Annotated in this window: 16 protein-coding genes; 10 read left to right on the top strand and 6 right to left on the bottom strand. The window is 41.2% G+C overall.

All coding sequences use genetic code 11. From position 1 onward, the window contains the following. The first annotated feature begins 120 nt into the window (after positions 1 to 120). The 3 genes from AB1488_01075 (at position 121) to AB1488_01065 (ending at position 1940) form a co-directional block, all read left to right on the top strand. Positions 121 to 993, top strand: coding sequence for a sulfite exporter TauE/SafE family protein (locus tag AB1488_01075; protein MEW6408692.1), 873 nt, complete (start codon positions 121 to 123; stop codon positions 991 to 993). Between the two features lie 111 nt (positions 994 to 1104). Then, positions 1105 to 1521: a DUF1634 domain-containing protein gene (locus tag AB1488_01070; GenBank protein MEW6408691.1), complete on the top strand. Its 417-nt coding sequence runs from the start codon at positions 1105 to 1107 to the stop codon at positions 1519 to 1521. A gap of 2 nt (positions 1522 to 1523) precedes the next feature. Further along, positions 1524 to 1940, top strand: coding sequence for a universal stress protein (locus tag AB1488_01065; protein ID MEW6408690.1), 417 nt, complete (start codon positions 1524 to 1526; stop codon positions 1938 to 1940). Positions 1941 to 1945: 5 nt separating this feature from the next. Here the strand turns inward: AB1488_01065 and AB1488_01060 are convergent, their stop codons facing one another. Continuing rightward, positions 1946 to 2386, bottom strand: coding sequence for a DUF86 domain-containing protein (locus AB1488_01060; protein MEW6408689.1), 441 nt, complete (start codon positions 2384 to 2386; stop codon positions 1946 to 1948). Further along, positions 2346 to 2798 carry a nucleotidyltransferase domain-containing protein gene (locus AB1488_01055; protein ID MEW6408688.1) on the bottom strand — a complete coding sequence of 151 codons (453 nt, stop codon included), beginning with the start codon at positions 2796 to 2798 and terminating at the stop codon, positions 2346 to 2348. The genes AB1488_01060 and AB1488_01055 overlap by 41 nt, the downstream gene beginning before the upstream one ends. A 142-nt stretch (positions 2799 to 2940) precedes the next feature. On the opposite strand from AB1488_01055, the gene AB1488_01050 reads away from it, so the two are divergent. Together AB1488_01050 and AB1488_01045 are read left to right on the top strand one after the other, a co-directional pair. Further along, positions 2941 to 3162 (top strand): type II toxin-antitoxin system VapB family antitoxin, encoded by a 222-nt coding sequence (locus AB1488_01050; protein ID MEW6408687.1) that lies wholly within the window; start codon positions 2941 to 2943, stop codon positions 3160 to 3162. Next, a complete protein-coding gene (locus AB1488_01045; GenBank protein MEW6408686.1) occupies positions 3149 to 3553 on the top strand; it encodes a PIN domain nuclease in 405 nt (134 codons plus the stop codon). The genes AB1488_01050 and AB1488_01045 overlap by 14 nt, the downstream gene beginning before the upstream one ends. 46 nt (positions 3554 to 3599) lie before the next feature. Here AB1488_01045 and AB1488_01040 read toward each other — a convergent pair whose 3' ends face one another. From AB1488_01040 to lon, 3 genes are all read right to left on the bottom strand, one after another. After that, on the bottom strand, positions 3600 to 4961 hold the full coding sequence (locus AB1488_01040; protein MEW6408685.1) for a sigma-54 dependent transcriptional regulator: 1362 nt from the start codon (positions 4959 to 4961) through the stop codon (positions 3600 to 3602). 3 nt (positions 4962 to 4964) lie between these two features. Beyond that, on the bottom strand, positions 4965 to 6395 hold the full coding sequence (locus AB1488_01035; GenBank protein ID MEW6408684.1) for a HAMP domain-containing sensor histidine kinase: 1431 nt from the start codon (positions 6393 to 6395) through the stop codon (positions 4965 to 4967). 90 nt (positions 6396 to 6485) lie between these two features. After that, positions 6486 to 8501, bottom strand: coding sequence for an endopeptidase La (gene lon, locus AB1488_01030; GenBank protein MEW6408683.1), 2016 nt, complete (start codon positions 8499 to 8501; stop codon positions 6486 to 6488). Between the two features lie 742 nt (positions 8502 to 9243). Here lon and AB1488_01025 point away from each other — a divergent pair. From AB1488_01025 to AB1488_01005, 5 genes are all read left to right on the top strand, one after another. After that, positions 9244 to 9423 (top strand): hypothetical protein, encoded by a 180-nt coding sequence (locus AB1488_01025; protein MEW6408682.1) that lies wholly within the window; start codon positions 9244 to 9246, stop codon positions 9421 to 9423. A gap of 55 nt (positions 9424 to 9478) precedes the next feature. Next, positions 9479 to 9940 carry a universal stress protein gene (locus AB1488_01020; GenBank protein ID MEW6408681.1) on the top strand — a complete coding sequence of 154 codons (462 nt, stop codon included), beginning with the start codon at positions 9479 to 9481 and terminating at the stop codon, positions 9938 to 9940. Between the two features lie 92 nt (positions 9941 to 10032). After that, on the top strand, positions 10033 to 10284 hold the full coding sequence (locus AB1488_01015; GenBank protein MEW6408680.1) for a hypothetical protein: 252 nt from the start codon (positions 10033 to 10035) through the stop codon (positions 10282 to 10284). 23 nt (positions 10285 to 10307) lie between these two features. Further along, the gene (locus tag AB1488_01010; protein ID MEW6408679.1) at positions 10308 to 11375 is read left to right on the top strand and encodes a sulfite exporter TauE/SafE family protein; all 1068 of its coding nucleotides are present in this window, start codon (positions 10308 to 10310) and stop codon (positions 11373 to 11375) included. Further along, positions 11362 to 12213 (top strand): universal stress protein, encoded by an 852-nt coding sequence (locus AB1488_01005; protein MEW6408678.1) that lies wholly within the window; start codon positions 11362 to 11364, stop codon positions 12211 to 12213. The genes AB1488_01010 and AB1488_01005 overlap by 14 nt, the downstream gene beginning before the upstream one ends. On the opposite strand, the gene AB1488_01000 is transcribed toward AB1488_01005, so the two are convergent. Further along, the coding region (locus tag AB1488_01000; GenBank protein MEW6408677.1) for a hypothetical protein at positions 12170 to 12807 on the bottom strand (638 nt) is incomplete at its 5' end. The genes AB1488_01005 and AB1488_01000 overlap by 44 nt on opposite strands.

Raw genomic sequence — 12807 nt, 5'->3', positions numbered from 1 at the left:
TAGACAACGAGGTTTATCCTCGTTGATTTGGTAGACAACGAGGTTTATCCTCGTTGATTTAGAAAAATTCAACGGACATAAAGTCCGTTGTCTACCAACATTATAAAGGAGGAGAAAAGGATGGAGATAGCTTCTTCAGTTTCACAAACTCCGTGGTGGGTATGGCCATTGGGACTGTTTGTTTTTACTTTTGTGCTTGGTATTGTAGCAGTTCTCGGTGGTGTTGGAGGGGGTGTCCTCTATGTGCCTATTGTGAGTGGATTTTTCCCCTTTCATCTTGATTTTGTCAGGGCAACAGGTTTGTTGGTTGCATTATCTACAGCGCTGGCTGCCGGACCGGGTCTTCTGAGAAGAAACCTCGCAAGCCTGAGGCTGGCTATGCCCATGGCTCTTATTGCATCTCCGGCATCTATCGTGGGTGCACTGATAGGGCTTGCACTTCCGACAAATGTTGTTCAGACACTTCTCGGCATAACTATAATAGGGATAGTCTTTATATTGCTCTCAGCCAGAAAATCAGACTTCCCATCTGTGCCGAAACCGGATAAGCTTTCAACTGCGTTGGGAATAATGGGTGTATATCGTGAAGAATCTCTCGGCAAGGACATAGAGTGGCATGTCCACAGAACGCCTCTGGCATTATTACTGTTTGTCATAATTGGTGTTATGGCAGGCATGTTCGGTCTTGGTGCTGGATGGGCAAATGTGCCCGTATTGAACCTCCTCATGGGTGCACCCTTAAAGATTTCTGTTGCATCAAGCGTTTTTCTGCTTTCAATCACGGATACATCAGCAGCCTGGATATTTATAAATAAAGGTGCGGTTCTTCCTGTAATGGTTGTGCCATCCATTATTGGGGTCATGCTCGGTTCAAGGATAGGTGTAAAGATTCTTGCAATGGCAAAACCAAAGGCTATCAAGTGGATGGTTATAGGAGTTTTGTTCTTATCCGGTGCCAGGGCCTTATTAAAGGGTCTTGGAATATGGACATGAAAATAATGCAAATATCAAAATGCAAAATGTAAAATTAATGAATCCTTAATCCTGACCTGTCGTCAGGACAGGTTTTGATTTTTGAATTTTTAGAAAATTGGGAGGAATCTCATGGAAAACAGAACAAAGGCATCCGAAGAACAGTTAGTATATGCCAATCTTCTCGGCAAGGGTGCAATTGCAGGGCTCGGTCTGCTTTTAATCACATTTATTGTCTATATAAGCGGAATACTGCCTAATGTTGTTGATTTTGACAGGATTCAGGTTTACTGGAAACTGAGGATAGCCGAATATATCTATCAGACCAACTCGCCTACAGGATGGAGTTGGGTTGGTCTTCTAAATAATGGGGATATGTTGAATTTCCTTGGTGTTGCTGTGCTTGCAGGTATGACAATTATATGCTATCTGAGGATAATTCCAATATTCGTCCATAAGAAAGATACCCCCTATCTTGTAATAGCAATATTAGAGATTGCTGTACTTTTGCTTGCAGCATCAGGCATCTTAACTGCAGGAGGACACTAATTATGTATAAAAGGATACTTGTAGCAACAGATGGTTCGAGATACAGCGAAGCAGCAATGAATGAGGCAATAAAGTTGGCAAAGGAATCTGATGGTACTATAATAATTGTCTCTGCAATTGATGTGACTGAAGAATTTGAGATAGAGTCACCTGGACTGACTGAGAGGTTAGTGAAACAATTCAAGGCGCTGGTTGAGGATATGAAAAAGCGGGCTGAAGCAGAAGGAATCAAGGCAGAAGCCATAGTAGATGAAGGCGAGCCATACGAGGTAATAGTCAATACTGCAAAACAAAAGGATGTTAATATAATTGTAATGGGCAGCCATGGCAGGACAGGGATTATGAGGCTCTTAATGGGGAGTGTGACATCACGGGTTATCGGACATGCAGGGTGCTCTGTGCTGGTTGTGAAGACATAGAGATACTATGCCTTCTTTAGCGCCGTGATAAAATTTCTTATCTCCTTTATAAACCTTTCAATATCGGTAAGGTTTTCTTTTAAGATGGTATATAGTTCTTTATCTTCTACCTGGTGATAAAAATGGATTAGGCGGTTTCTGTATCCTGCCATCAGGACAAGAGCGTTTGAGCAATCTCTGCTTACGACTCCTTTATCGCCAAGTGTCCTTGCTATTTCCTTATACTCAACAATGCCTTTCCCCGCTGTCTTTGCAATTATATGCCTTCCGATGTCAAAAACCGCCTCTAAGGAGCGTCTCAAATAGCTTTCTGCTATGGCGGGGTTATCGTCTTTAAGAAAGTCTTCTTCGCTATAAAGGGAGAGCCTCTTTAATCTGGCTACAGCTTCATTAAGGAAGCCAAGCCTATCCTCTATCAGCTTTATATTCAAATTCGAAATAACCATTCTCTATTGCCTCAAACATATCCTTTTCATTGAGTTTGAATATCTCTAATTCATCTGATGCAAGCATCACCACCTTTTCCTCATATGCCTCCCTGAATTCATCAGTTATCGAATAGATACAGATTCCTTTAATAGCCTCAAGCTGGATTAGATGGTCTACTTCATGAAGGAAAAGAAGGTCTGCCCTGAAAGGAGCCACAAGTTCCTGAAGCTCAAGGCTAATAATCGCATATGTCTTTAAAGTGTTATCAGGAGGCTTTTTGAAAAGCACAGCAAAATCTATATCAGATTCAGTGTCTGTTAATTCTACACATTTGCCATCTATAAGTGCCTTTCCTGTCTCTGCCTGTGAGCCAAAGATGTAGCATAAGGCAATGTTATATCTCTCACAGATCTCGTTAATCTTTTTCATGTTTTAGATTATATCACAAATTCCAATTTTTGAATATATCAATATTCCTATCCAATCCTTTCATTGACGATTGTTGCAATGAATATTATGCACTTGACATGCACAAAAATTTGTTTTATAGTATGTATAAAGGAGGTGCTAAATGAGGGCTACCATAGACATAGATGATAACCTTATAGAAGAGGCAAAAAAACTTACTGCTGTTAAGACTAAAAAGGAACTTATAAACCTGTCACTTAAAGAACTTATAAGGAGAAAAAGAATAGAACATCTTATAAGTTTGTTCGGAACCTCACCAATAGATATTATTTTAAGGGATGTTGAGAAATTCAGAGAAGATAGGAAAATAAATGCAGACCGTTGAGGGGTTTCTTGTTGATACATCTATATGGGTTAAATGTTTTCGAGGGCTGGATACATCTCTAAAAGAGCGTGTGACTTCTTTAATACTGGAAGACAGAGTTTTTACAACAGAGATAATAATTATGGAGATTTTAAGAGGTGCTAACTCAGATAAAGAATATAACATGCTATACCGGGATCTCCTTGCGCTTCCTCAACTTGCTGTAAATTCCAATATTTGGGAAGTGGCATGGAAGATCGCATATAAGTTCAGAAAAAGCGGTGTTAATGTACCAATGGTGGATGTGATAATATCAGCAGTTGCAATGTATTACAAATGCATACTTATGCATTCTGATAAACATTTCAATCTCATAGCAAAACAATCTACCCTCCAGATTCTCGAAGTGTAAAGTGATTTACCCCGTTAGAATGCCCCGTGTGAAATTCTAACGGGGTTTACTCTCCTTCCAACCCATATTTTTTCAACTTTCTCCAGAGGGATACCCTATCAATTCCAAGTATCTGTGCTGCGAGGGTCTTGTTGCCACCGACTTCCCTTAAGACCCACTTTATGTAAGTCTCCTCCTGCTCTTCGAGGGAAGGTATCTTACCTTCCTTTTTTCTAAAGGTCCTTATACTCAGTTCTTTAAGATCTTCAGGAAGATAGGCAACCTCTATAGTATTCCCATTTGAGAGGGCAACACCCCTTTCAATGATATTCTCAAGCTCCCTCACATTTCCGGGAAAATCATAATTCATTAATATGGCCATAACATCCTGGGATATCTCTGTTATATCTTTTTTCATAAAGACTGCATATTTTTTCAAAAAGTAATAACTTAGCAAAGGGATATCATCCCGTCTTTCTGACAGTGGAGGGATATGGAGTGAGACAACATTCAATCTGAAATAAAGGTCTTGTCTGAACGAGCCATTCTTTATTGCATCCTGAATATCACGATTTGTTGCTGCTATGAACCTCACATCCACCTTTACTGGCTCCGTACCTCCAACCCTTAAAACCTCCTTTTCCTGAATAACCCTTAAAAGTTTCACTTGCATGGATGGAGGCATCTCTATTATCTCATCTAAAAATAGCGTTCCTCCTGACGCCATCTCTATCAAGCCTTTTTTCATTGCGGTTGCGCCAGTGAATGCCCCTTTTTCATGACCGAATAGCTCATTCGATAGCAACTCCTCTGTGAATGCACCACAGTTTATAGCAAAAAATGGACCCTCTGCCCTTTTACTATTGAAATGTATATACTTTGCAAGTAACTCCTTTCCTGTGCCACTTTCCCCTGTGAGGACAATATTGCAGTCTGTAGGCGCTATCTGCCTCGATGTCTCAAGAATCCTCTGCATATTGGCATCCTGTGTGATTATCTTAACCTTGCCCTGATACTTTTCGATTTGTTCCCTCAACTGAGCATTTTCTTTTTTGAGCCTTACCTTCTCCACCGCTTCTTTGACGACCTTCCTTACCTCATCGAGTTTAAAGGGCTTTGCTATATAGTCATAGGCACCCTGTTTCATCGCCTGGATGGCAGACTGGATGGTTGCATATCCTGTTATCATTATTACCTCTGTGTCGGGGTAGAACTCCTTGCATCTTTTCAATATCTGCATCCCATCAACCTTCTCCATCTTCAAATCCGTAAGTACAACATCAAACACATGCTCTTCAATCAGTTTCAGGGCATTTGGGCCACTCTGAGTGCCTACAACCGTATATCCCTCTTTTTTCATAATATGCTCTAAATTTCTAAGCGCGATTTGTTCATCATCAACAATCAATATCCTTGCCTTTTGTTCCATAAATCAAAGCTCCTTTAGGGGAAGTTTTATCGTGAAGGTTGTTCCTTGATCTATCGTGCTATCTATCTCTATGAGGCCTTCATGCTCTTTGATGATTTCACGGGCGACAAATAATCCAAGTCCTGTCCCTTTCTCGTCGCTCTTTGTTGTATAGAATGGGTCAAATATCTTTTCGAGACATTCGGGCTCTATTCCGAGCCCTGTATCTCGAATCCTTATATCTATGGTTTTAGTTTCAATGTCTTTATTAGCAGAAATCGATACCATACCTTCGTCAGGTATCGCTTCAATGCCATTTTTTATGATGTTTAAAAAAGCCCCTTCTATCATCTGTCTATCTGCAATTAGACATATATCTTTTGGAATATCTACTTTAATCTCAACCTTTGTAGGGATATCTCCCCGTATAAGTCTGAGTATATTCTCTATCAAATCACTAAGAAGAAGCGTATCTCTTTTAAATTCTTTCTTTCTCGAAAATTCGAGGAGAGAATGAACCATGGTCTTTGCCCTCTCTACCTGTTCTTCTATTTGCTGCAGTAGTTCTTTTTTATATCTGATGTCCTGATCTTCAAGTTCTTCAAGTAATATCTGACAGGAAGTTGATATATTGGAAAGGGGATTATTAAGCTGATGAGCAATACCCGATGTCATTGTACCCAGAGATGCGAGTTTCCCTGATTGAACACTAAACTTCATCTGCCTCAATTCTAACTCCTTCAGCGTCCTGTTAAATGCCCTGTTTAAAGATATAATCTCACTGTCAGTGGTTGTAATAGAAATAGAATTAAACCTTCCATTGGCAACCTGTTTCATACTCTCTTCAAGCATCTTTAAAGGCTTCATAACCATCCGGGACAGCAGTTGACCTACAAGACAGCCAATGATACATAGGAAAACAATAGAGATAATAAGGGTCCATTGAGAAGATAATACAAATGCTTGGGTATTATTTCGTGCTATTGCTGATAGATTTTCCGCGAACAAGATAATTTCCCTTCCCTTCTCCCTTATAGTTCTTTCTAATTTAAGAGCCTCAATAGAGTTGCCTGTTATATCAAGGGAAGCATATTTCACTATAAGATTCTTATACTCTTGAAGAGTAGCCTCAAGATTAGAGATCCTGTTAACAGATACAAGCCCTTCAAAGGCTTCCCTCTTCTTCTTTATAATGTCTTCTGCCTTTTTGAGAAATCGAAGATTTTCAAGATAGTCATCTTTTTGCCTGTAGAGAAAGTAGTTTTTTTCAAATCGCCTTATCTCAAGGGTTGTATCAGAGAACTCTGAGATCACATCGCTTAGGATAATTGTATTTTCTACTGATTTCAGGTCGAAATAGTTTAAAACAGCCACACCTACTATTAAGTAAAGACATATATAGTAAGCATAACCGACTTTCTTGCTGAGACTGGGTTTATATTTAAATAGAGGCATGTCTTAATATTAACTAAAATATTTGCAAAATGCAACATTAATACAGGATTAAGGGGTAAGGATTAAGGATTAAGCTTACTCCTTATCGCTTCAATCCTTTAATACAGGAGGGAGGAGAGCTATATTTGCAATTTCTTCGATCTTATCTGCGAGGTGAATTTCTAAGCCCCTTTTAACATCCTCACGAAGATTTTCTATATCTACCTTATTCTTGAGGGGTAAGACTACGACCTTTACCCCTGCCCTTCGTGCAGCGAGCAGCTTTTCTTTAATCCCACCTACAGGAAGAATTCTTCCACTCAAGGTTAATTCTCCAGATACAGCCACATCCCTCCTCGCAGGATGTCCGATTAAAAGTGAGATGAGGGCAGTTGCAATAGTGGCACCAGCAGAGGGCCCGTCTTTCGGAATAGCTCCAGCAGGGACATGGATATGTATATCCTGAAGATCGAAGAAATCCTCAGGAATATTGAAGGAGGTAGCATTGCTCCTTATATAACTTAATGCCGCCTGAGCAGACTCACGCATTACATTCCCAAGAGAGCCGGTCAGGATGAGTTCTCCGTCTCCTTTCATCCTCGCTGCCTCAACAAAAATGATATCACCCCCTACCTCCGTCCATACCAGACCCGTTACAACACCAACACGGTTTTTTTCATCTGCCACCTCAAAGTAATATTTTCTTGGTCCAAGGTATCTTTCTATTAACTCTGGCGTCACCTTTATATTTTGAATCGCCTCCCTATGATGAACAAACTCAGAGGCTATTTTTCGACAGACGGTAGCGATCTGTCTTTCAAGGTCTCTTATCCCAGCCTCTCGGGTATATTCCTGAATGATTTTAGATATGGACTCAACAACAAACTCGGGTGGATAGTCCGATAAGCCTTTTTCGTGAATTTGCTTGGGAACCAGATACTGCAAAGCGATCTTTGTTTTTTCATCTTCTGTATAGCCTGAGAATTCGATGACTTCCATGCGGTCTCTGAGGGGCTCCTGAATATTATCAGCAATATTGGCAGTTACGATAAACATGACGCTTGAGAGATCAAAAGGGATATCGAGGTAATGGTCAATGAAACTATGATTCTGCTCAGGATCAAGCACTTCCAGCAAGGCTGAAGCAGAGTCGCCTTTAAAATCCTGCCCTATCTTGTCAACCTCATCCAGCATCAGAACAGGATTGGCAAACCCTGCCCGACGTATTTCCTCAATAATACGTCCTGGCATTGCGCCTGCATATGTCCTTCTATGACCCCTGATTTCAGCCTCATCCTTCATCCCCCCCAGTGAAATCCTCGCAAATTTTCTCCCCAAGGCCTCTGCAATAGATTTCCCGAGTGAAGTCTTTCCTGTCCCTGGAGGTCCTGCAAAACAGAGAACAGATCCCTTTGTGGATCTGATTGATAATTTTTTCTCGATCGCCTGTTTGACAGTCAATCGCACTTCATCGAGATTAAAAGGCTTCGCAATATAATGGAATGCTCCTTTTTTTATAGACTCTATGGCAGAATCTATAGAGGCGTAGCCTGTAATCATAATAACCTGTGTATCTGGGTATTTGCTCTTTGCCTTTTCAAGGACATCAATTCCATGAACCTTTTCCATCCTGAGGTCAGTAAGGACTACATCAAAATCAGAGGTCTCCAATTTCTTGATGGCCTCAACACCACTGGCTGCCGTGACTATACTATAGTCCTCTTTTTTCAATATATGCTCTAAATTTCTTATAGCAATTTCCTCATCATCTACCACCAGTATGCGGGGTTTTTTGGTCGTCATCAATATCTTTACAGCTAAATGCTCCAGAATTCTTTCCTTAATCTTATGTAAACCATAATGTCTCTCATTCAGAATCCTTTCAGCCCTTTCAAGGTTCAGATTATCTTCTGTCTTTTTATTCCATGGGAGGCTAACAAGATAGTCAATGTAAGTAAGTCCTATCGTATATTCGGCAACCGTAGGGCTTATCTTGGATAACAGCTCCAGTTCCTTATCGGCGATCTGCTGGACATAAGGAGGCATCTTGGCTGAAGCAATCATTTGCCGCAATTCTTCTATCGTTGCAGTCTGGAGTTTTTCATCTGATTTCTTAAAGATACTCATTTTTTACACCAAATTCTAAACCTATCCACCATTACTCCCCGATACAAATATAACAATTTATCTCTGAGAAAGCAAATATGGTTTTCTGGGGACAGTCCCGAATCGGAGCCTGCCCCGAACGGACGAGATTGCTTCGGGACTCCGTCCCTCGCAATGACAAGTGAGGGGACTCCGCTACGCTCCGTCCGTAATTCTGGGACAGTCCCCTTTTTGATTGAGCAAACATACTCCATATCAACAGAGATGATTCCAGACGTGTTGCAGAATGCAATATTCAGCCATCGAAGTGCAACACCCAATCGCAAGCGCAAAGTTTAGAGTTCTTGGTTAAGAATTATTAAGAATTATAAGGTCTTCCGAGTTCTACTAAGATTTGATTTCCTCCATCATTTTTAACACAATTGCAAAATGCAACAATCATGCATTTATATCCCAGCAGTGTCCCGCAAAAAAATATAATAAATCTGCACGGTTGCAGTACTTTTTGTTTCTGGCATGGATATTGATAATTAAAAATAGTGTAATGTATGCATTTTCAGAATCTCTGGTGTATGGAAATAAAGCAGTAAACCCCGTTAGAAGACTCCGCCTTCTAACGGGAGGGCTCACCCCGTTAGAAGTTTTAAATTTCTAAACGGGGCTCACAGGGGGCATTAACCCCGTGTTCGCTCAAAAAGGAAAATTATTTTCATCCCCGCTGCAAGCAGCGGGGCATTCTAACGGGGTAAAGGGGGTGTAAATAATGAAAGGACTAAAAAAGAGATTAGAGGATATCTTTACGGCTGTTGCCTTTGCAGAAGCAGGAGAGGCCGAGACAGCAAGAGAGATCATGAGGGAAGAAGAGAGGCCCAGAAAGATAGACCGTATATCACCGACCAAGAGGATTCGCAAAGAGTTAAGGGCACCTGGAATAGAAAGGTAATAACCTTTATCGTTAAGGGAATCAATAGTGATTTCCTTCGCACGAGAGGGATGATATGAAAAAGCTGATGAAAAACTTTGAAGATATAATGTCTGCCACTGCCTTCGCTGAGGCAGGGGAATTCGAAACAGCAAGAGACATCCTGAAAGGAAGGAAAAAGATACTGCTCACATTAACTGGAAGAGGATCTGATAGAAAATCATTCAGATATGCCCTTAACATCTGCAAGAGGATAGATGCAGGACTTGAAATCCTTTATGTTACCAAAGGCAGTGAGATACTCGGTCTACTGGAACATTTTCAAGATGAACTCAAAAAGGAAAAAATTCCTTATGAGATAATTCAGGGGAGTGGATGTATAAAGGAAGCGATTATCAATCACACAGAGAAAAGGAGGGATGTTCAATTTGTGGTCATTGAATCATCAGATATCCTAAATATTGACTGCAAGGAGGATAGAGTACTTTCAAGGGCATGGGAAGGGTTGAAATGTCCACTGGTTATTGTTGGAACGTAAAGGTAATAGTTCGGAGTTCTTGGTTCGGAGTTAGGAGTTTAAATACCCCGAACTCGTCACTAAGAACGCTAAACTAAATTTAGAGGAGGAAGATGATGGCTGAAGGTCATGGAAATCCACGGAAAAAGCCATATTTCAAGGCGATATTCTGGGGAATCTTTTCAATAGGACTTTATATAGCGGTATTTATCAATCAAAATACTGTTACGGATTATTTTACCCGTGGTGGCTGGTATGCAGCACTGCCGATAATCACTGTGTTTATCTTCTCATTTGTGCATGGTGCATTTGCCAGTTATCTTCTGTCATGTTTGGGTATTGAAGCGGTTAAGAAGAAAAAATAAAAAATAATAGGAGGAAATGAAAGATGAACGATGTAACTCAGGAGGCATTAAAATTTATTGACTTGAATCTATTAACCTTTCTCTTTTTGTTTATTGTAGGATTCATCGGCGGTATGGTCAGTGGGTTCATAGGTTCTGGAGGGGCTTTTGTCCTTACACCTGGTATGATGAGTCTTGGTGTTCCAGGTACAGTTGCGGTTGCGAGTAACATGTGCCATAAGTTCCCAAAGGCATTGGTCGGTGCATATAAACGATTTAAGTATGGGCAGGTTGATATAAAACTCGGCTTGGTAATGGCAGCTTCAGCAACTATTGGTGTTCAGCTCGGAATCAGGATACAGGAGTATATCCTCTCAAAATGGGGACAGGCGGGTTCTAACCTCTATGTCAGCCTTGCCTTTGTTGTTGTGCTTATTACTGTTGGTGGATATGTATTTTATGATGCATGGAAGATCACAAAGTCAGGTGGTGAAGAGAAGCCCTCTAAACTGGCTCTTAAACTCCAGAAGATTAATATCCCTCCTATGATATATTTCAAGACAGCCAATGTCAGGATATCCCTCTGGCTCACGATTCCAGTGGGTTTTGCAACAGGTATGCTTGCAGCAACCATTGCGGTTGGTGGATTTATCGGTGTCCCTGGTATGATTTATGTAGTAGGTGCATCGAGCCTCGTCGCAAGTGCTACAGAACTTGTTATAGCCTTTGTTATGGGATTTGGAGGTTCTGTTAAGTGGGCATTGAATGGAATGATCGATATAAGATTGACATTGATCATCCTTGCAGGCTCCCTGTTAGGAGTCCAGCTCGGTGCAATCGGAACAACCTATGTCAAGGAACACATGATAAAGGTTGTCATGGGCATCATCATGCTGATCGTTGCGGTAAGTAGAGGGCTTGCAATCCCGAAATACTTGACAGAACTCGGTGTTTTATCTATAAATAAGGAGACTATAGATATCTTAACAAAGGCAAGTTTCATATCCATGTGTATTGCATTAATAGTTGGAGCGGTTATTATTCTTGGTAGTATGTGGAAGGCTAAAAAGAAGATGAAGGTCGTGGAGGCACCAAGTTTTGGGAAAGTATAGAAAGATCCTTGTTGCCTTTGATGGCTCAGAATCCAGTAAAAATGCCCTGAGGCAGGCAATAAAACTTGCAAATACTGAGAAATGCTGGATAAAGGTGATCTCAGTGATACCAGCCTATGAGGGAGAGATGGAGCTCTGGGTTCGTGGTGTAAAGAATGCCTTAAGAAAACCTGGAGAGAAGATGCTTTCTGAGGCTATGGAGATAGCAAAGTCAGAAGGCGCCTTAATAATGACATCCCTTGAAGAAGGAGATGCTTATGAAAGGATTATTGATACAGCAGATGGTGAAAACTGTGACCTTATAGTAATGGGTAGCCGGGGAATGCGCCTGATTGAAAGCACTCTTGTGGGGAGTGTAACAGCAAGGGTCATAGGCTATACCCATAGGGATGTCTTGGTTGTGCCAAAGGATACCACCATTGGATGGAGAAACATCCTCATTGCCACTGATGGCTCAAAGTACAGCAAGGCAACAACAGAAAGGGCAATAGAATTTGCAAAATCCTATGAAGGAGATTTGATGGTCATCTCGGTAGTTGATGTGACAGATGAATTTATGGCTCAAGCCCCAGGTCTGGTTGAAGAGATGGTTAAAAAAGCAAAGGGCATCGTCGAGGATGTGAAGAAAAAGGCAGAGGCATCGAATATAAAGTCAGAGACCTTTGTAAGGGAAGGCGAGACCTATAAAGTGATAGTAGAACTTGCAAAAAAGGAAAATGCTGATGTCATCTTTATGGGTAGCCATGGTCGGACAGGTCCCAAGAGACTGCTTATGGGAAGTGTGACAGAAAGGGTTATCGGACACTCCCCCTGCCCCGTTCTTGTGGTGAGGTCATAACAGGTAATATATCCTCCCATCTCTCTACCCTTTCCACTCCTTCGGGAAGATCGGTATATTTATCAGCAATTATGATTGCCCTCATGCCAGCCTCCAGAAAGGCTTCGGCATCTGCAGCACTACCGCCGATTCCAATCCTTATCGCCTTCCAGCCCTGTTCTTTAAATTCATCAATCTTCTCTCCCATATATCTACTTTCATCAGGTGATTCTTCTTTAACCCCAAGTGTAAAAACCGGGGCAGCAGGGAACTCTTTTTCAGAGAGCCATTTTCTGAGCCTGTTAAGGGATAGCTCGTCCCTTCGAGTTATGTAGATAATATTAAATCTCTTTGAGAGAAACTTTAACGCCTCTTTTGCCCCTCGGAGAGGCTTCATCTCCAACTCTTTTATAGGGAGGAGGGATCCTGGTCTCCCAATCTCATAAACAGTATCTTCAAGTTTTACGATGAGTATCGGTCTTGATGTTTCCCAGCAGGCAATCAAACCCTTAGATTCCTCTGCACGATATGGGGAAACTCTGGGATATTCAGGAATCCTGACCATAAAGATATGAATTCCTGCCTTCAGAGGTGCAATCTCTTTTACTGCAACAC

The sequence above is a fragment of the Nitrospirota bacterium genome (assembly GCA_040756155.1).
Lineage (GTDB): Bacteria > Nitrospirota > Thermodesulfovibrionia > JACRGW01 > JBFLZU01 > JBFLZU01.
Note: the sequence above shows the minus strand (reverse complement) of the source record. Positions and strands in the feature narration are given on the sequence as shown.

What these genes read in the sequence shown, in the direction of transcription:
- AB1488_01015 (MEW6408680.1), top strand. Translation starts at nt 10,033, where the DNA reads ATGATGGCTGAAGGTCATGGAAATCCACGGAAAAAGCCATATTTCAAG.
- AB1488_01065 (MEW6408690.1), top strand. Translation starts at nt 1,524, where the DNA reads ATGTATAAAAGGATACTTGTAGCAACAGATGGTTCGAGATACAGCGAA.
- lon (MEW6408683.1), bottom strand. Translation starts at nt 8,501, where the DNA reads ATGAGTATCTTTAAGAAATCAGATGAAAAACTCCAGACTGCAACGATA.
- AB1488_01055 (MEW6408688.1), bottom strand. Translation starts at nt 2,798, where the DNA reads ATGAAAAAGATTAACGAGATCTGTGAGAGATATAACATTGCCTTATGC.
- AB1488_01070 (MEW6408691.1), top strand. Translation starts at nt 1,105, where the DNA reads ATGGAAAACAGAACAAAGGCATCCGAAGAACAGTTAGTATATGCCAAT.
- AB1488_01045 (MEW6408686.1), top strand. Translation starts at nt 3,149, where the DNA reads ATGCAGACCGTTGAGGGGTTTCTTGTTGATACATCTATATGGGTTAAA.
- AB1488_01020 (MEW6408681.1), top strand. Translation starts at nt 9,479, where the DNA reads ATGAAAAAGCTGATGAAAAACTTTGAAGATATAATGTCTGCCACTGCC.
- AB1488_01050 (MEW6408687.1), top strand. Translation starts at nt 2,941, where the DNA reads ATGAGGGCTACCATAGACATAGATGATAACCTTATAGAAGAGGCAAAA.
- AB1488_01035 (MEW6408684.1), bottom strand. Translation starts at nt 6,395, where the DNA reads ATGCCTCTATTTAAATATAAACCCAGTCTCAGCAAGAAAGTCGGTTAT.
- AB1488_01025 (MEW6408682.1), top strand. Translation starts at nt 9,244, where the DNA reads ATGAAAGGACTAAAAAAGAGATTAGAGGATATCTTTACGGCTGTTGCC.
- AB1488_01010 (MEW6408679.1), top strand. Translation starts at nt 10,308, where the DNA reads ATGAACGATGTAACTCAGGAGGCATTAAAATTTATTGACTTGAATCTA.
- AB1488_01060 (MEW6408689.1), bottom strand. Translation starts at nt 2,386, where the DNA reads ATGGTTATTTCGAATTTGAATATAAAGCTGATAGAGGATAGGCTTGGC.
- AB1488_01075 (MEW6408692.1), top strand. Translation starts at nt 121, where the DNA reads ATGGAGATAGCTTCTTCAGTTTCACAAACTCCGTGGTGGGTATGGCCA.
- AB1488_01040 (MEW6408685.1), bottom strand. Translation starts at nt 4,961, where the DNA reads ATGGAACAAAAGGCAAGGATATTGATTGTTGATGATGAACAAATCGCG.